General features: G+C 71.1%; 18 protein-coding genes. 10 read left to right on the top strand and 8 right to left on the bottom strand.

The features are described 5' to 3' along the window. Positions 1-912 (bottom strand): ABC transporter ATP-binding protein (locus tag H5411_RS42765; RefSeq protein WP_183127346.1); only part of this gene is annotated, 912 nt, incomplete at its 3' end. Positions 913-1066: 154 nt separating this feature from the next. Here H5411_RS42765 and H5411_RS42760 point away from each other — a divergent pair. From H5411_RS42760 to H5411_RS42740, 5 genes are all read left to right on the top strand, one after another. Then, positions 1067-2278, top strand: coding sequence for a PucR family transcriptional regulator (locus H5411_RS42760; RefSeq protein ID WP_183127344.1), 1212 nt, complete (start codon positions 1067-1069; stop codon positions 2276-2278). A gap of 433 nt (positions 2279-2711) precedes the next feature. Next, complete coding sequence (locus H5411_RS42755; protein WP_183127342.1) at positions 2712-3623, top strand: ACP S-malonyltransferase; 912 nt, start codon at positions 2712-2714, stop codon at positions 3621-3623. Continuing rightward, positions 3620-4603, top strand: a complete 984-nt coding sequence (locus tag H5411_RS42750; RefSeq protein WP_183127340.1) for a beta-ketoacyl-ACP synthase III — start codon at positions 3620-3622, stop codon at positions 4601-4603. The genes H5411_RS42755 and H5411_RS42750 overlap by 4 nt, the downstream gene beginning before the upstream one ends. Positions 4604-4671: 68 nt before the next feature. Continuing rightward, on the top strand, positions 4672-4917 hold the full coding sequence (locus tag H5411_RS42745) for an acyl carrier protein (RefSeq protein WP_037820481.1): 246 nt from the start codon (positions 4672-4674) through the stop codon (positions 4915-4917). 51 nt (positions 4918-4968) lie between these two features. Beyond that, positions 4969-6219 carry a beta-ketoacyl-[acyl-carrier-protein] synthase family protein gene (locus tag H5411_RS42740; RefSeq protein WP_101435048.1) on the top strand — a complete coding sequence of 417 codons (1251 nt, stop codon included), beginning with the start codon at positions 4969-4971 and terminating at the stop codon, positions 6217-6219. A 73-nt stretch (positions 6220-6292) separates the two neighbouring features. Here H5411_RS42740 and H5411_RS42735 read toward each other — a convergent pair whose 3' ends face one another. Both H5411_RS42735 and H5411_RS42730 read right to left on the bottom strand, forming a co-directional pair. Beyond that, positions 6293-6892: a hypothetical protein gene (locus tag H5411_RS42735; RefSeq protein ID WP_312878736.1), complete on the bottom strand. Its 600-nt coding sequence runs from the start codon at positions 6890-6892 to the stop codon at positions 6293-6295. A gap of 23 nt (positions 6893-6915) precedes the next feature. Further along, positions 6916-7419, bottom strand: a complete 504-nt coding sequence (locus tag H5411_RS42730) for a DUF3145 domain-containing protein (RefSeq protein WP_101435050.1) — start codon at positions 7417-7419, stop codon at positions 6916-6918. 268 nt (positions 7420-7687) lie between these two features. On the opposite strand from H5411_RS42730, the gene H5411_RS42725 reads away from it, so the two are divergent. Continuing rightward, a complete protein-coding gene (locus H5411_RS42725) occupies positions 7688-10051 on the top strand; it encodes a hypothetical protein (protein ID WP_183127338.1) in 2364 nt (787 codons plus the stop codon). Between the two features lie 52 nt (positions 10052-10103). Here H5411_RS42725 and H5411_RS42720 read toward each other — a convergent pair whose 3' ends face one another. Beyond that, on the bottom strand, positions 10104-10673 hold the full coding sequence (locus tag H5411_RS42720; RefSeq protein WP_101435052.1) for a TetR/AcrR family transcriptional regulator: 570 nt from the start codon (positions 10671-10673) through the stop codon (positions 10104-10106). Positions 10674-10700: 27 nt separating this feature from the next. Next, entirely contained in the window at positions 10701-12095 is a 1395-nt protein-coding gene (locus H5411_RS42715; RefSeq protein ID WP_167441857.1) for a dihydrolipoyl dehydrogenase family protein, read from the bottom strand. 145 nt (positions 12096-12240) lie between these two features. Between H5411_RS42715 and H5411_RS42710 the strand changes: the two genes are divergently transcribed. Further along, on the top strand, positions 12241-12984 hold the full coding sequence (locus H5411_RS42710) for an Lsr2 dimerization domain-containing protein (protein ID WP_183127336.1): 744 nt from the start codon (positions 12241-12243) through the stop codon (positions 12982-12984). Between the two features lie 100 nt (positions 12985-13084). On the opposite strand, the gene H5411_RS42705 is transcribed toward H5411_RS42710, so the two are convergent. The 3 genes from H5411_RS42705 to H5411_RS42695 are packed head-to-tail and all read right to left on the bottom strand — an operon-like array spanning position 13085 to position 14942. Then, positions 13085-13813 (bottom strand): lipoate--protein ligase family protein, encoded by a 729-nt coding sequence (locus H5411_RS42705; RefSeq protein WP_101435054.1) that lies wholly within the window; start codon positions 13811-13813, stop codon positions 13085-13087. A gap of 45 nt (positions 13814-13858) precedes the next feature. Beyond that, the gene (locus H5411_RS42700) at positions 13859-14260 is read right to left on the bottom strand and encodes a VOC family protein (RefSeq protein ID WP_101435055.1); all 402 of its coding nucleotides are present in this window, start codon (positions 14258-14260) and stop codon (positions 13859-13861) included. Between the two features lie 4 nt (positions 14261-14264). Next, entirely contained in the window at positions 14265-14942 is a 678-nt protein-coding gene (locus H5411_RS42695; RefSeq protein WP_101435056.1) for a TetR family transcriptional regulator, read from the bottom strand. 93 nt (positions 14943-15035) lie between these two features. On the opposite strand from H5411_RS42695, the gene H5411_RS42690 reads away from it, so the two are divergent. The 3 genes from H5411_RS42690 to H5411_RS42680 are packed head-to-tail and all read left to right on the top strand — an operon-like array spanning position 15036 to position 17478. Beyond that, complete coding sequence (locus H5411_RS42690; RefSeq protein ID WP_101435057.1) at positions 15036-16124, top strand: ferredoxin reductase; 1089 nt, start codon at positions 15036-15038, stop codon at positions 16122-16124. A gap of 17 nt (positions 16125-16141) precedes the next feature. Beyond that, positions 16142-17251 carry a fatty acid desaturase family protein gene (locus H5411_RS42685; RefSeq protein WP_101435058.1) on the top strand — a complete coding sequence of 370 codons (1110 nt, stop codon included), beginning with the start codon at positions 16142-16144 and terminating at the stop codon, positions 17249-17251. 8 nt (positions 17252-17259) lie between these two features. Next, the gene (locus H5411_RS42680) at positions 17260-17478 is read left to right on the top strand and encodes a hypothetical protein (RefSeq protein ID WP_101435059.1); all 219 of its coding nucleotides are present in this window, start codon (positions 17260-17262) and stop codon (positions 17476-17478) included. Positions 17479-17524 lie beyond the last annotated feature (46 nt).

The following is a 17524-nucleotide window of genomic DNA, read 5'->3' as shown; positions in this document are numbered from 1 at the left end:
GGCCTCCTGCTGCTGCTCGGACACGACGGAACGGAACAACTCGGTCAGGGACGGCAGCTTCCGGGCGAATTCCCGCACCGGGCCGGTCGCCAGCGCGGCGCGCAGCACCGCCTGGTCGTCCGCGCCGTCGGCCAGTTCCAGTTCGGTCACCGATCCCCGGCGGCCCACGACGGTCACGCCGGACAGCGCGGCCGCCCAGTTTTCGGGCGCCTCAGGGGCGTCCACGAGCAGCCTGGTCGTCCCGCCCGCGCGGAGTTCCGCCACCGTGCCGCACGCTTCCATCCGTCCACTCCGGACAATCCCGATCCGGTCGCACAGCCGCTCCACCAAATCCAGCTGGTGACTCGAAAACACGACCGGAACGCCCTCGGCCGCCTTTTCCTTCAGCACGTCGCTCATCACGTCGACGGCCACCGGGTCCAGTCCGGAAAACGGTTCGTCCAGCACGAGAATCCGCGGTTCGTGCACCAGCGCGGCGGCCAGTTGCACGCGCTGCTGGTTGCCGAGGCTGAGCTTCTGCACCTCGTCGTCGCGGCGCGCGGCCACGCCGAGGCGTTCGGTCCACCGCTCGCTCGACGCCTTCGCCTCGGCGGCGGGCATTCCGTGCAGCCGGGCCAGATACGTGAGCTGTTCGCCGACTTTCATTTTCGGGTACAGCCCGCGCTCCTCGGGCATGTAGCCGATCTGCCGGCGCGTTTCGTGCGTGATGGGCTCGCCCGCGTACCGCACCTGCCCCGCGTCCGCGCTCAGCACGCCGAGCGCGATGCGCATCGTGGTCGTTTTGCCCGCCCCGTTGCTGCCGACGAATCCGAAAAGCTCCCCCGGCCGCACGTCGAACGTCATTCGCTCGAGCGCCACGACGGCGCCGTAGCGTTTGGAGATCCCGTCGATCTCCAATCCGGGCTCTGGCATGGCCCGTCCCCCTGTTCTCTTTTCTCCGGGGTGATCCCCTACCACCCCACCTGGGATCCTAGGCACTTCGGCCAGGCACCGCCCACCATCCGAGGTCGCCGCCGCGTCCGCCTAAAGTTGCGGGCCGCGGGCGGCACGTAGGATCGGAGCCGACATGGCCGACACCACAGGACGCCCCGCGCCCAAGCACCACGGGCTGTCCGCGAAAACCCTGCGCAGCCTGGAGCACGCCTCCGGGCGGCTGGCGAGCGCGAGCGTCGCGGAAATGGAACGCCGCCTGGTCTGGTTCGCGCGGCTTCCCGCCGACCAGCGCGCCAGCGTCCTGCTGATCACGCAGACCGGAGCGAGCGGATTCGTCGCGTGGCTGCGGGATTCGAAGGAAGCGCTGCAGCTCACCACGGAAGCGTTCCGCGACGCCCCGACCGAAGTGTCGCGCTGGATCAGCCTGCGCCAGGCCGTCGCGATGGTGCGGCTCGCGATCGAGGTATTCGAAGAGCAGCTGCCGGAATTCGCCGCTTCGGAAGCCGAACGCGCGGCCTTGATCGAAGGAATTCTGCGCTACGGCAGGGAAATCGCTTTCGCCGCGGCCAATTCCTATGCCGCCGCGGCGGAAGCGCGCGGTGCGTGGGACGCCCGGCTCGAAGCGCTCGTGGTCGACGGAATCGTCCGCGGGGATGCCGAAGAATCCGTCCTGTCGCGTGCCGCCGCGCTCGGCTGGGACCCGGCCGCGGCGGCGACGGTACTGGTGGGGAATCCGCCCTCGGACGACCCGCCGACGGTGGTTTTCGACGTCCGCGCCCGCGCCGCGCGCGTCGGCCGTGCGGTGTTGCTGTCAGTGCAGGGCTCGCGGCTGGTGATCGTGATCGGCGGCCCGACCGAGGGCGGCCCGAAGGAACGCGAAATCCTCGCCCGGATGTCGACGGTCTTCGCCGAGGGCCCGGTCGTGGCCGGACCGACGGTGCCGACGCTGGCCGAAGCGCACCACAGCGCGGCCGAGGCGTTGTCCGGACTGCGCGCCGTGGTCGGCTGGCCCGGCGCGCCGCGTCCGGTCCGGTCCGACGACCTGCTCCCCGAACGCGCCCTTTCCGGCGACCCGGGCGCGGAACGGCTGCTGGTCGATCGCGTGGCCCGGCCGCTGGAGGAGGCCGGAGCGGCCTTGCAACGCACCGTCGAGACCTATCTGGACACCGGCGGGGTGCTGGAACGCTGCGCGCAAACGCTCTTCGTGCACCCGAACACGGTCCGGTACCGGCTGCGCAAAGCCGCCGAACTCACCGGCCGCAACCCGACCGACGCCCGAGACGCGCTCGTGCTGCGGGTCGCGCTCACCGTCGGCAGGCTCGCCCGCGCCCGCGGCCTCTGGTAACCGCACTGACGCCGCAGCCGGGTTTTTCAGCGGGGTGCGGTGCTGGAGGGAGCAGAGCCGCGTCTCCCTCCGCACCCGCGCTGCCAGGAAACCCATTCGCAGGGGGATGCACCCCAGGCGGCGTCCACCCAATGCCGCGTCGGGGATCTCGCACAGCGGAGACGGCGTGGGGCATCCGCGCGCCCGAGGCCGCCCCGAGTCCGGCGGAAGCGCCGCGAACCCGTCCCGCTCCCGGAGCCCCTCCGCGCCGAGGCTCGACGGAGCGTGGCGGGTGACAGACTTCACGGCAAGCGCTGGTTGAATCCCACAAGGCGGATGGGTTAAGGGCTGGGTTCTCCCGCCGGTCTTTGGAGGTTTCCTCCAATAACGCCGCACGGACTTGGTGACCGCCCGCATCTGAAGGACCGACCCCTCCCGTGGTCTCATAGACACTGTGACAGTTGCAGTCCTCTCCCCCGGTCAGGGTTCCCAAGCCCCCGGCATGCTCGCTCCGTGGCTCGAGCTCGACGGCGCCCGCGCGCGCGTCGAGGAATGGTCCGCCCGCTCCGGGCTCGACCTGATCCGGCTCGGCACGGAAGCTGACGCCGAGGAGATCCAGGACACCGCTGTCGCGCAGCCGCTGATCGTCGCGCTGTCCCTGCTGTCCTTCGAGCACCTGCCGGTTCCCGCCGACGCGCCGGTCGCCGGCCACTCCGTCGGCGAACTGGCCGCGGCCGCGATCGCCGGCGTGCTCACCCCCGCCGACGCCGTCGCGCTCGCCGCGGTCCGCGGCGCGGAGATGGCCAAGGCCTGCGCGCTCGAACCGACGTCGATGGCCGCGGTGATGCTCGGCGACCCCGAGGAAGTCACCGCGTGGCTGGAAGGCCAGGGCCTCGCCGCCGCGAACCGGAACGGCGCCGGGCAGATCGTCGCCTCCGGGTCCGCCGCCGCGATCGAGCGGATCATCGCCGAGCCGATGGAGGGCACGAAGATCCGTGCGCTCAAGGTCGCCGGCGCCTTCCACACGCCCTACATGGCCCCCGCGGAAGACGCCCTGCGCGAGCACGCCGCCGGTCTCTCCCCGGCCGACCCGACGCGCCCGCTGCTGTCCAATGCCGACGGTCAGGTCGTCACGAGCGGCGCGGAGTACCTGCGCAGGCTCGTCGCCCAGGTGACCCGCCCGGTCCGCTGGGACCTCACCATGGACGGACTCGTCTCGCTCGGCGTGGACCGCACCGTCGAACTGGCGCCCGCGGGCACCCTGACCGGACTGGTCAAGCGGCAGCTCAAGGGCGTCGTCACCACTACCACCGCGCTGAAGTCGCCCGCCGAGCTGGCGGCGCTGCGCGAGGAGGACGCCCAGTGACCGCCCGCCCCACCCTGCGCCTCGCCCAGGGCGCCCCCGCCGCCCGGATCCTCGGCTTCGGCAGCCACCAGCCGGACCGGATCGTCACGAACGACGACCTGTCGCAGGTCATGGACACCAGCGACCAGTGGATCCGCGACCGCGTCGGCATCATCGAGCGGCGGTTCGGCGAGAAGGACGACGTGCTGGTCGACTACGCCGTCGCCGCCGGAGCCAACGCGCTCGCCGACGCGGGCGTCGACGCGTCCGAAGTGGACACCGTCATCGTCCCCAACTGCACCATGCCGTCCCCGATCCCGAACGCGGCCGGGCAGATCGCCGCGCGGATCGGCGTCCCGAGCCCGGGCGCGTTCGACCTCAACGCCGCGTGCGCCGGATTCTGCTACGGCCTCGGCGTCGCCTCCGACCTCGTGCGCGCGGGCTCGGCGAAGAAGGTCCTCGTGATCGGCGCGGAGAAGCTCACCGACGTCGTCGACCCGACCGACCGCGCGAACGCGATCATCTTCGCCGACGGCGCAGGGGCCGCGGTGGTCGGCGGGTCCGACGAACCGGGCATCGGCCCGGTCGTGTGGGGCAGCGCCGGCGACCTCGTCGACCTGATCTACATGCGCGACAACCAGTGGATCTACCAGGAGGGCCAGTCGGTCTTCCGCTGGGCGACCACGCAGATCGCGCCGATCGCGCTGCGCGCGCTGGAGGCCGCCGGGCTGCAACCGTCCGATGTGGACGTGCTGGCGCCGCACCAGGCGAACCTCCGGATCGTCGAATCGATCGCCAAGAAACTGCGCGCCAAGGGGGCGCGCGAGGACATGGTGGTGGCCGACGACATCAAGTACTCGGGCAACACCTCGTCCGCTTCGATCCCGATGGCGCTGGACCACATGCGCAAGGCGGGGACGGCGAAAAGCGGCGACGTGGTGCTGGCGGTCGGCTTCGGAGCCGGGCTTTCCTATGCCGCGCAGGCGTTCGTCCTGCCCTGAGCGATACTTCCCCCGCGGGCGCCGTGCCCGCGAGCGGACCCGCAAGAACCGAGAAGGGAACAACACCGATGGCTGACAACACTGAGATCCTCGCCGGCCTCGCCGAGATCGTCGAAGAGGTCGCCGGCGTGGCTCAGGACGACGTCACCGCCGAGAAGTCGTTCGTGGACGACCTGGACATCGACTCGCTGTCGATGGTCGAGATCGCCGTGCAGGCCGAGGACAAGTTCGGCGTCAAGATCCCGGACGACGAGCTGGCCAACCTGAAGACCGTCGGCGACGCGGTGAACTACGTGTCCGCCAACTCGAAGTAAGTCCTCTTCGTACCCGGGCCCCGGTCCGGAGCCGACCTTGGGGAGACTCCCATGAGCAACATCGACGTCGTGATCACCGGAATGGGCGCGACCACGCCGCTCGGCGGTGACGTCGCGTCCACCTGGGACGGTCTGCTGGCCGGCCGCAGCGGGATCCGCACGATCGAGGCGGACTGGGCGGCGGAGCTGGACCTGCCGGTGCGGATCGCGGCGCAGCTCGCCGTCGAGCCGACCGACATCCTGCCCCGCGTGCAGGCCCGCCGGCTCGACCGGTGCGAGCAGGTGGCGCTCATCGCCGCCCGCCAGGCCTGGGCCGACGCCGGGTTCGCCGAGCAGACCGACGAGCACACGGACGTCGAGCCGGAGCGCCTCGGCGTTTCGATCGGCACCGGGGTCGGCGGGCCGGTGACCCTGCTGACCCAGAACGATCTGTTGCACAAGCAGGGTCTTCGCAAGGTGTCGCCGCTGACCGTGCCGATGCTGATGCCGAACGGCCCGGCCGCGCACGTGGGTATCGACCTGAAGGCGCGGGCCGGGGTGCATTCGCCGGCGTCGGCGTGCGCCTCCGGGGCCGAGGGCATCGCGAACGGCTTCGAGATGATCCGGTCCGGACGGGCCGACGTGGTCGTCGCGGGCGGTTCCGAGGCGTGCATCCACCCGATCACCGTCGCCGGATTCGCTCAGGCGCGCACGGTGTCGACGCGCAACGACGACCCCGCGGCGGCGTCGCGTCCCTTCGACGTCAGCCGGGACGGTTTCGTGCTCGGCGAGGGCTCCGGCGTCGTCGTGCTCGAGCGGGCCGACCGCGCGAAGGCCCGCGGCGCGCGGATCTACGCGAAGCTGGCCGGCTACGGCCTGACGTCCGACGCCTACCACATCACGGGCAACCACCCGGAGGGCATCGGGCAGATCGCGGCGATGCGCGCGGCGATGGCGATGGCCGGGCTGTCCCCGTCGGACGTCGGGCACGTGAACGCGCACGCGACGTCCACTGTGGTCGGCGACATCGGCGAGGCGGCCGCGATCCGGTCGGCGATCGGCGAGCACCCGGTGGTCACCGCGCCGAAGGGCGCGCTCGGCCACCTCGTCGGCGGGGCCGGAGCGGTCGAGGGCATCGCGACGATCCTCTCGGTGTACGAGGGCATCGTGCCCGCGACGCTGAACCTCACCGAGCTGGACCCGAAGGTGCAGCTCGACGTCGTGGCCGGGGAGAACCGCAAGGTCGAACTCGCCGCGGCGCTGTCCAACTCGTTCGGGTTCGGCGGGCACAACACCGCGCTGCTGTTCACGCCGGCGAACTGAGTCCTGTTTCCGGGAAGGGCCCCCGCGGGAATTCCGCGGGGGCCCTTCCTGGTTTCGCTGGGTTTCCAGCCGGTCAGCACACGTCGTGTTCGGTGGCGGTGCCGTCGACGGTGTCGATCCGGTACGAGCCGTGCTCGAACTTCAACGGCAGCACCAGCCGCCAGCGGATGCACTCGTGCGGGAAGTCGACCGGGGCTTCGTTCAGAGACTGGGTGCTGGTGAAGCCGACCAGCGCGCGCAGCGAGCCCTGCGCACCGGGTTCGATCCGGTACAGCCGGATGCTGCCGTCCTTCGTGGACTGGAAGTTGCGGTGCCAGTCCGCTTCCGGCGTCTTGGCGCGGCGCGCGTCGCTGACCGTCTCCGCCCAGGCGTCGTAGTCCTTCGCGTTGAGCGCCTTGAAATAGGCCTGCAGCACCGACCGGACGGCCTCGTCCTGCGGATGGTTCGCGGCGTCCGCGGTGACCTCGACGCGGTCCGGTCCGGGTTTCTCGCCTGAAGCGTCGCTGGTCGTGACCGGCGGCGCGATGACTTCCCCGTCGGCCGGCTGCGGGGCGTCGGGGCGGCGGTACAGCTCGCGGGCGAGCAGACCCCCGGCCACGGTGATGGACAGCACCACCACGAGCACGGGGATCAACCACCGCTGACGGGAGGGCGGGGCCGGAGGAACGCTCACCCGGACGAGGGTACCGCTCGTGGTCACCCGACCTGGTGCAGCCAGGTGACCGGGGCGCCGTCGCCCGCGTGCCGGTACGGCTCGAGCGCCTCGTCCCAGGCGGCGGCGAGGAGTTCGTCCAGTTTGTGCGCGAGGGTTTCGCCGCCGCGGGTCATGCTGACGAGCGCGCGCAGCTGGTCCTCGCCCACGACGATGTCGCCGTTCGCGCTGGTGCGGCCGTGCCAGAGCCCGAGGCCGGGCGCGAAACAGAATCGCTCGCCGTCGACTCCCGCGCTGGGTTCCTCGGTGATTTCGAAGCGCACCATCGGCCACGCCTTGAGCGCGCTGGCGAGTTTGCCCGCGGTTCCCGCGGGCGCGCTCCAGCTGCATTCGGCCCGGAGCTGTCCGGGACTGGCCGGCTGAGCCGTCCACTTCAGCTCGACTCGGGCGCCAAGGGTGCCCGAAATAGCCCACTCGACGTGCGGACATACCGCAGACGGCGACGAGTGGACGTACACCACGCCTCGGGTGCTGCCACGGGTGCTCACTGCTGACCTCCGCTTGTTCGACGAGGGACGTCTTCCCCTACGACCTCTCGAACCCTGCGCAGGTTGCGTAGCCTCCACGGCAGTTCCCGACCTGTGTAGCACATTCTGCACCCCCACCGTGCCCTTTGGCCACATGAACACCACAAGTCGCAGCGGACGACCCATTGTGGTGAGCCACGCCGACGCGAGGGCGCGGAGCACGGTTCCGGCGGCCCGGCACGCTAGCGTGGTGCACCGGAAACGCTGCGGATTCGACAGGAGAGTTTCGGTGCGACTGGTCCGTCTCGGGCAGCAGCCCTCGCGCGTCGCGGAAGACGTGCGGGCCGCACTGGCCTCCCTCGGGCGGGGGAGCACGGTGATCGGCGGCGTCGCGCTCGTCGGCGCCCGCCCGACCGGAGACCGTCCGGTCGAGGCGGTGGTGGTGCTGCCCGCGGGCGTGCTCGTCGTGATCGGCGTGGACCTGCCCGACCCGGCCCTGCGCCTCGAAGCCCCGCTGAGCGGCCCGTGGAAGGCGGACGGCTGGCCCCTCGTCCACGGCGACGACGTCAACCCCGCCACCGAAGCGCTCGATCTCTCCCAGGAATGCGAACGCCGGATCGCGGAACTCGGCGGAGGCCCCGTCGGCACGATCGTGGCGGTCGGCCCGTATGTGGAGACGGTCGACCAGCCTCCGGGCGACCTCGCGGGCCCGGTCCGGGTGCTGCACCCGACACCGACGACCATGCTGGCCGCGACGGTCTCCCTGGCCACCGCGCGGCATCCGCGGTCGGTGGACCAGGCACGGGCGTTGATCTCGGCGCTGGCCCCCAACGCGCCGGAGCTTTCGGACGAGGTGCTGCGCGGCGAGGGGTTCGTTCGGTTCGCGGACGACGTCCCGGTTCCGCCTGGTCCTCGGTCTGCCGCGGGCGGGGCCGGTGCTGCTCCCCACCCTGCCGCGGCTGGCCCAGGAGTTGCACCGGATGCTGCCGTCGGCGCAGCTGACTCCGGTTCCGCGGCCGCTGCTGGCCCACAGAATGGCTCTCGGCCTGGCACTGCCTCGGCAGATTCCGGCCCTGCTCCTGCTGTTCCGGGAACCAATGCCGGGTCGAGCACAGCAGCCGTTGCCAGCGCAGGAACGACCGGGGCCTCGGCAGCCGCCGCTGTGTCCAACGCGGCGACGTCTGGCGCCGCCGGAACCGCCGCCGAGCCCGGTGCGGCCGGAGCCAGCACCGTTCCCGGCTCGCCAGGCCCAGGAAACGCCACGCCGGACTCGGGCCGAGTCGGCACCGGTCAACCGGCTGCCGGTTCCGCCCCCGACCAGATCAGCACGAGTCCCGGCTCGGGCCCTGCGAACGCCATCGGAACAGGCGCGGCCGGGCCCGGCACCACGGACGCGACCCCGGCCGGTGCCGCAAGGCCCAACGCCGCGGGTTCAGGTCCGGCTGGTTCCGCCAACGTGGGATCCACTGCGGATGCCGTCCCCGGCGGCGCTGCGACCACCGCGATGCCGAAGGCCCCGGCAGGTGCCGGAAATACCCCAGGGCTTCCCGTCTTCCCCGGTGCCACCCCATCGGGACCGGCCGGCGTCACGGCACCGAAGGCCGCTGCTTCCCCCAGCAGCCCTTCCGCCGCACCGAAATCCGCCCCTCCCGTGTACCAGCCGAAGATCATCGCGGTGCGGCCGCCTCGACCGGAGATTCCGTCGATCGAACTGGAGTCGCTGTCCGAGGCGCCCACCGAGTCCACTGACCCGCCCGAGGCTCCGACCGAGAAGATGCCTTCTCCGGCGAAGCCGCAGGGCACCGGACGTCCGCGCGGGGCCGTTCCGCCGATCGCGCCGGTGCATGTTCCCGGGCCGAGCAGTCCGCCGCGAGGTGCGCCTCAGCCTCCGCGCCCGGCTCCGGCCGCAGCGGGACCAGCTGCCGCAGCGGGGACAGCCGCCGGTGCGGGAGCGACCGCCGCGGCGGGAGCCGGACCAGGGACGGCCGCTGGAGCAGGGCCGAACACCCCGGCCGGACCGGGACAACCGGCGTCGCGGACCGTCAAATGGGTGCCGATCGCGGCGATCGTGTTGCTGGTCGTCCTGGTGGTGTCGGCGATCGTCGTGGCGACCAGCGGCAGCGGGGACACCGCCGCCGCTCCGCCCGCCAGCAGCGCGGCGCCCAGCAGCGTTCCGAGTCCGGCGCCGAGCAGCGCCAAGTCGAGCGCCCCGCCAGCCCCGACTCTCACCTTCGAACCCCGGGCGAGCAGCGCCGACCAGAAGTGCGCCTCGCACGCGTTCGGGGACGTCCAGGCGAGCCTCCAGCAGACCAGCTGCTCCGGGGTCCGCCGCGCGAGTTACACGGCGCTCGTGGACGGGCGGCCCGCCGCGGTCACCGTCGCGGTGGTCGAGTTTCCCGATGCGGGACAGGCCAACCGCCTGAAGGAGATCGCCGACAACCCGGGCGGCGGCGGAATCCTGGACGTCGCCACGGAAACCGGCAAGTGGCCGTCGGGTCCGCCGCAGTTCGACGGCGCCGCCTACGCCAGCAAGATCGACGGGAACGGCGTCCGGCTCGTGCAGGCGGTCTGGCAGCCGGGACCGTCCACTGCGGACGATCCCGGACTGGCTCGGGCGGCGAAGGGCGCGCTCGACCTGCAACTGCCGTCCTGAGCAACCCGCCAACTGAGGAACCCGGCTTACCGGGCCGTGCCGAGCGAACGGCTCATTGCCACCCGTTCTCCAACAGGTCGAACGCCACGTCGACAACCCGCGGCGGATCGTCCGAGCGGTCGGCCAGCGCGGCCGTCTCCAACGCGAAGTGGGCCAGCACCGCACACCGCGGATCTCCCTCCGGCGCACCGGTTTCCTCCGCGATGACGCGGCTCAGCGTGTGCTCGTGCCCCATCCACATCTTGTGCCAGTACTCGGAAAGCGCGGGCGTTTCCCGCACCAGCCGCAGCAACGGTTCGGCCTCCGCGCGGATGCCGGAGATCGCCCGCACGTGCACATGCGCGCGGAGCGCCTCCAGCACCGACGTGCCCTCGGGCCGGTCGCGAACCGCCGAGACCAGCTGCTCGTCCACCTCGGGCTCCCGGTCGAAAACGAGGGCTTCCTTCGTCGGGAAATGCTTCATCAGCGTGGTGGTGGACACGTCCGCGGCGTCGGCGATCTCGCGCACGGTCACCTGGTCGTAGCCGCGCTCCAGGAACATCCGCAGGGCGGCATCGGCCAGCGCCTGGCGGGTCGCCGCCTTTTTGCGTTCGCGTCGGCCGGGAACGGGGGCACTGGTCATGCCTCGACGCTACCGGAAAGCAACAGCTCAGAGCCCGTAAGCCTCCAGCAGCCGCAGCCACACCTCGCTGATCGTCGGGAACGCGGGGACCGCGTGCCACAACCGGTCCAGCGGCACTTCGCCGACGACGGCGATCGTCGCGGAGTGCAGAAGTTCCGCGACGTCCTGGCCGACGAACGTGACCCCCAGCACGATGCCGCGCTCGGTGTCGACGACCATGCGCGCCTTGCCCTGGTACCCGTCGGCGTGCAGGGAGGAACCGGCGACCGCGATGTCGATGTCGACGACCCGGTCCGCGGATCCGTCGCGTGCTTCGGTCAGGCCGACTGACGTCACCTCCGGGTCGGTGAACACCACTTGCGGCACCGCGTGGTGGTCGGCGGTCGCGCTGTAGCGGCTCCACGGTTCGGTCGAGATCTCCTCGCCGCGGGCACGGGCGGCGACCGAGTCCCCGACGACGCGCGCGGCGTATTTGCCCTGGTGGGTCAGCAAAGCACGGCCGGTGACGTCGCCCGCGCCATACAGCCAGCCACCCTCCACACCGGACACTCGGCCGCTTTCGTCGACGTCGAGCGGGCGATCGGTGGGCAGCCCGAGCACGTCCAGCCCGATGGTGCTGGTCGCGGGCGCGCGGCCGGTCGCGACCAGCAGTTCGTCGACCACGATCTCTTCTCCGCCGGACAGTTTCAGTCGCGTCCCACTGTCCACAACGGACACTTCGCTCAAGCCCGAATGGGCGTGCACGCGGACGCCTGCCTCGCGCAATCCGTCCAGGACCAGGTCGCCGGCGAACTCCGGCAGCCGCGGCAGAGGGCGTTCGCCGGTGATCACGAAGTCGACCTGCGAGCCGAGCCGTGCCCAAGCCTGCGCCATCTCGACGCCGACCACGCCGCCGCCGAGCACGCCGAGCCGTCCGGGCACCTCGGTCGCCGACGTCGCTTCCCGCGAACCCCACGGCTTGATGGTGTCCAGACCCGGAATCCGCGGCGTGCGCGGAACGCTGCCGGTGCACACGATCACCGCGTGCCGGGCGGCGAAAACGCGGCCGTCGTCGAGCGTGACCTCGCGCTCGCCGGTGATCCGGCCGTAGCCGCGCACCGGTTCGATGCCCGCCCCGCGCGCCCATTCGACCTGACCGGAGTCGTCGCCCTTGCCGGTGAACCAGTCGCGCCGCGCGAGCACCTTCTCCGCGTCGAGCGCGTCGCCGATCGGCACCCCGGGCATCCGCTTGGCCGCGGCGAGCAGGTTTCCCGGGCGCAGCAACGCCTTGCTCGGGATGCACGCCCAGTACGAACACTCCCCGCCGAACCGTTCGTGCTCGACGAGCGCCACCTTCAGCCCGCCCTTGGCGGCCCGTTCGGCGGCCACTTCCCCGACCGGACCCGCCCCGATGACCACGACGTCGAAAGTCTCTGCTGCCATGGGCACAGCGCACACCACCGCGCAGGTTCGCGCAAGCCTGCCGCTATTCTCGTCAGCGAGCTGCAAGAAACCGGCGGCACCGCGAAATCCGGGTCGTCGCCGTGCCGGTTGCACGCACGACCACGATCGAGCACGGGAGGCTCCCATGGCGAGGAACACTGCTGTCCGCACTCTGGACGACCTGACCGGGGGACGCGCGGCCGAGACCGTCGCGTTCTCGCTGGACGGCATCGACTACGACATCGACCTCGGCACCCGCAACGCGGCCGCGCTCCGGCGGCTGCTGGAGCGGTACGCCAAGGCCGGTCGCCGCACGGGAGGCCGGAAGCTGCGGCCGCGGCTGCTCGCCGGGGCGAAGAAGGCCGAGGCCAAGCCTGCGGCGGAGAAGCCCGCCGCGGCGGCCACGGGCGGGAAAGCCGTTGCTGGCAAGAAGACTTCCGCCGCCGGTGCCGCGAAGGCCACGGTGAAGACTGCCCGGACGAGTGGCGCGACCGGGACGGCGCGGAAGGCTCCGGCCAAGTCCGCGGCAGCCAAGCCGACGAAGGCCGCTGCGACCAAGACCACGGCCAAGTCGACGAAGGCTGCTGTGGTCAAGACACCCGCTGCCAACTCCACGAAGGCTGCTGCGGTCAAGGCACACGCTGCCAAGACGGCGAAGACCGCGCCCGTCAAGGCAACGGCGAAGGCTGCGCCCGCAACTGCCGCACCGGCGAAGACCGCACCCGTCAAGGCGACCGCGAAAGCCACGCCCGCAACTGCCGCACCCGCGAAGGCCGCAGCCGCGAAGATCGCGGCCCCGGCGAAGACCGCCGCTCCGGCACCGGCCAAGCCGCGTCGCCGTGCTGCCAGCGCCGTGCCGCAGGTGCTGTTCTCCGCTCCCGGCAACTGATCCGTTCCGTGAAGGGCTCCTTGCGGGAAGCTGATTCCCGCAAGGAGCCCTTCACGGCATCTCGGCCAGGGTGCCCGGATGTGCCTGCCGGGCAAGGCGATTACGAGCGCTGGCGTCCTTCGGCGTGCCAGTCCGGGTACTCGTAGCGGCTCCACAGCAAGGCCCGCTGCCGCTCCAGCTCCCCCGCCGTCGGTTCGCGCGGCGGGAGCGGGCCGAGCAGTCCGGCTGCGGCCGCGCGGACGGTGTCTTCCACTTCCGTCAGCGGCAGCCGCACGCCATGGTCGAGCAGGGACGCGACCTTGCTCCGGTGCGAATCCAGCGGTTTGGGGTCCGGCGGCGGACCGGTGAGGTACGCGCCGACGCGGGCGGCGTCGGTGTCGACCAGCAGTGTCGAATGCGCCAGCAGCACGTCTTTGGTCCGGAACACCGCGAAGCCGCACAGTTTCGCGTCGCCGACGAAGATGCCGCGGTCGCCGATTCTGGCTGGGAGACCGAGTTTCTCCACCGCGGCGGACATCACCAGGCCGAGCATTTCGAGCGGACGCGGTGCGGGGCCGGGAAGCACGAGCGTCACGTTGAGATTGCCCGGGTCGTGGAACACCGTGCCGCCTCCGCTGGCTCGTCGCAGCACGGGAACGCCGTCGCGAGCGCATTCGTCCACGCGGACTTCGCGCGCGATGCGCTGACCGCGGCCGACGACGACGCACACCGGGTTCCGCCACAGCCACACCACCGGACCCGGCGGGCCCTCGCGCAGCAGTGCCTCGTCGAACGCCAGGTTTTCGGCTGGGTCGGTGAATTCGGCTCGGACTTCCGACCCGCTCGGCATAGCGTTCCTCCACGATCAGCTGGACCCCGGGATCGTAGAGCAGGCTCAGGACGCGGCCGGTCCGAGCAGGTCCCAGCGGTTGCCCGCGATGTCGCGGAACACGACGACCCGGCCGTACGGCTCGGTCCGCGGTTCGCCGAGGAACTGCACCCCGGCGTCCCGCATCCGCTGGCAACTGGCGTCGAAGTCGTCCACGCGCAGGAAGAACCCGACGCGGCCGGCGTGCTGATCGCCGACCGCACGGGACTGCCGGTCGCCGTCGGCTTGAGCCAGCAGGATGCCGGTTTCGCCGCCCGGCGGGCGGACGACCACCCACCGTTTGGGGCGGCCGTCGTTGGTGAGCGACGGCGAATCCTCGGCCAGGTCGAAGCCCAGCGCGCGAGTGAAGAAGTCGATCGCCTCGTCGTAGTCGTCGACGATGATCGCGGTCAGCTGCAGGAAGGCCATGCCGCTAAGGCTGCCAGTGCGGAACGCCGAGCAGGATCATCCGGAGCCGTTTTTCCGCCGCGACCAAGGTGCGCTCGTCGGCGGCGGTGTCGCCGGGACGGATCTCCAGCAGTTCGGCAACCGTGCCGAGCATCGCGGTGACGATGAGATCGGCCAGCACGTGCAGGTCCTCGGTGGGCCAGGTGCGCAGCGGATCGAAGCGCGCCAGGTCCAGTGCCAGGTCGCTGGAGAACATCCGCATCTCGACCGCGATCGCCCGGGACACCGCGCCGGCTCCGGCGTAGCGCTCGCGCGTGACGAACCGGAAGTGGTCCTCGTGCTCGCGGACGTGCCGGTGCAGCGTGCGCACCGAAGCCCGGATCATGCTGCCGTAACCGCTCTGCTCGGTGCGCGCGCCGCGAAGCATGCCGCGCAGCGTGCGCGTGGTCTCCTCGACCAGCGCGACGCCCAGCTCCTCCATCGACGAGAAATGCCGGTAGAACGCTGTCGGCACGATGCCCGCGCCCTTCGCGACCTCGCGCAGCGAAAGGCTGGCGAAACTCCGGTCGGCGAGCAGGTCGAGCGCCGCGTCGAGCAGCGCTTGACGGGTGCGCTGTTTGCGCTCCTGCCGGCTCACCGGGCCGGCCGGCTCCTCGGCTGCGGACACGTCGAGCAGCGTACTGGCGCTCGTCGCATGGCCCACGTCACATCACCTCGCTTCCGCGTTGACAGGCCCCCCGGCCTTGCCCCCACACTAGTCAGTGTACGACTGTGCACTCAAACTTCTGGAGGGGTGATGACCGCACTGCTCCCGCGCCGCGTGCGCGGGCTCGTCTCGCTCGCCGAGGCGCTGCTCACCCCGCACGGCGCGGACCGGTACCTCGAACTGGTCGACCCGATGCTGGTGCGGCGCGAGATCCGCGGCCGCGTCACCGCCGTGCGGCATCAGACGCCGGACACCGTGACCTTCACCGTGCGGCCGAGCCGCGCGTGGCAGGGCTTCCGCGCCGGGCAGTACGTGCGGATGCAGGTGGAGATCGACGGCGTGCGCCGGACCCGCTGCTACTCGCCGTGCGGCGCGCAGGGCAGCGGCGACCTGGAGTTCACCGTGAAGGCCGACCCGAACGGGCTGGTGTCACGGCATCTGCAGGAGACCACCGTCGGCGCGGTGGTCGGCCTTTCGCCAGCGGACGGCGAATTCACCCTGCCGTCGCCGCGCCCGGACCGGATCGTGCTGATGAGCGGCGGCAGCGGGATCACGCCCGTGCTCGCGATGGCCCGGACGCTCGTCGCCGAGGGACACCCCGGCGAGATCGTGTTCCTGCACTACTCGAACACTCCCGCGGACGCGCTCTACCGGGACGAACTGGCTGAACTCGCCGCCCGGCACCCGGCGTTCCGCGTGGTCCACGCCCACACCCACGCCCGCAGCGGCGGAGATCTGCACGGCCTGTTCTCTCTCGCGCACCTGGAGAAGGCCGCGCCGTGGTTCCGCGAGGCCGAGACGTTCCTCTGCGGCCCGGCTCCGCTGATGGCCGCGGCACGTGAACTCTTCGAGAACGAGGGGTTGAGTGCACAACTGCACACCGAAGAGTTCACGGCAGCGCCGTTGACCTTCGCCGCGGAGGCCGCCGAGGGCCGGGTGCGCTTCGCCCGCAGCGGCCGGGAGTGCGACAACTCCGGCAAGCCGCTGCTCGAACAGGCCGAGGACGCGGGCCTGACGCCGGAGCACGGGTGCCGGATGGGCATCTGCTTCTCCTGCACGCAGCTCAAAACCGCCGGACGCGTCCGCAACGCCCGCACCGGCGAGGTCTCCGGCGAGGAGAACGAAGAAATCCAGCTCTGCGTCAGCGTCCCCGTCGGGGACGTCGAAATCGACGCCTGACCATCGGAGGAAGCATCATGACCGGTCTGCAGGACCGCCTGACCCCCGCACAGGTCGAGGAATTCGGGCGGGAGCTCGACGCGCTGCGCCAGCGGATCGTCGACGACCTCGGCGAGGAAGACCTCGAGTACATCCGCAAGATCATCAAAACCCAGCGCGCGCTGGAGGTGACCGGCCGCGGCCTGCTGTTCGCCGGCTTCCTGCCGCCCGCGTGGCTGGCCGGCGTCGCGGCGCTGTCCGCGGCCAAGATCCTGGACAACATGGAGATCGGCCACAACGTGATGCACGGCCAGTACGACTGGACGCGCATCCCGGAGCTGAGCTCGCAGCGGTTCGAATGGGACACCGTCGCGCCGGCCGAGAACTGGCGGCATTCGCACAACTACATCCACCACACGTACACCAACATCGTCGACAAGGACCGCGACGTCGGCTACGGAATCCTGCGGATGGACCCGGCGCAGAAGTGGCATCCGTACTACCTGGGCAACCCGGTGTACGCGACGCTGCTCGCGCTGCTGTTCCAGTGGGGCGTCATGCTGCACGACCTCGAGGTCGAACGGGTCGTGAAGGGCGAGCGGACCTGGGCGGAGAACGTGCCGGTGCTGCGCCGGATCGTCCGCAAGGCCTCGCGCCAGATCGGCAAGGACTACGTCCTGTTCCCGCTGCTCACCGGCCCGCTGGCACCGCTGACGTTCCTGGGCAACGCGAGCGCCAACCTGGTCCGCAACCTGTGGGCGTTCTCGATCATCTTCTGCGGCCACTTCCCGGCGGACGTCGAGAGCTTCACCGAGGAAGAGACCGAGAACGAAACGCGCGGCCAGTGGTACCTGCGCCAGATCCTCGGCTCCGCGAACATCACCGGCGGCCCGCTGTTCCACATTTTGTCGGGGAACCTGTCGCACCAGATCGAGCACCACCTGTTCCCGGACCTGCCCGCGCGCCGCTACCCGCAGATCGCCGGTGAAGTGCGCGAAATCTGCGAACGCTACGGCCTGCCCTACAACACCGGCCCCCTGCGCCGCCAGCTGTGGTCGGTAGCGAAGAAGATCGTGCGGCTGGCCCTTCCCGGAAAACCGGGGCCGACCGCTACCGTGGACCCCGAACGGCAACTCCGAGCAGCCTGAGGAAGCCCATGGTCGGCCCATTCGAAAGTGGCAAGGACACCGTGCAGGAGCTGACGGAGTCCGCGGCCACCCACATCGGCAACATCGCCACCATCATCACCGGCGCAGTCCGCGACATAGCCCGCGAAACGGGCGATTGGTTCACGGACGTCATCGAAATGCGCGAAGCGGCACAGCGGGCGAAGGAAGACGAAATCCGGCTGGACCGGACCCCCGAGGCAGACTGACCTCGCTCCGTCTCCTTCAGCAGGTCCCATGAGGGGGACCCTTCAC

It is taken from the genome of Amycolatopsis echigonensis (assembly GCF_014174495.1).
Lineage (GTDB): Bacteria > Actinomycetota > Actinomycetes > Mycobacteriales > Pseudonocardiaceae > Amycolatopsis > Amycolatopsis echigonensis.
The sequence above is the reverse complement of the archived record's forward strand: the minus strand, read 5'-3'. Positions and strand labels throughout refer to the sequence as shown.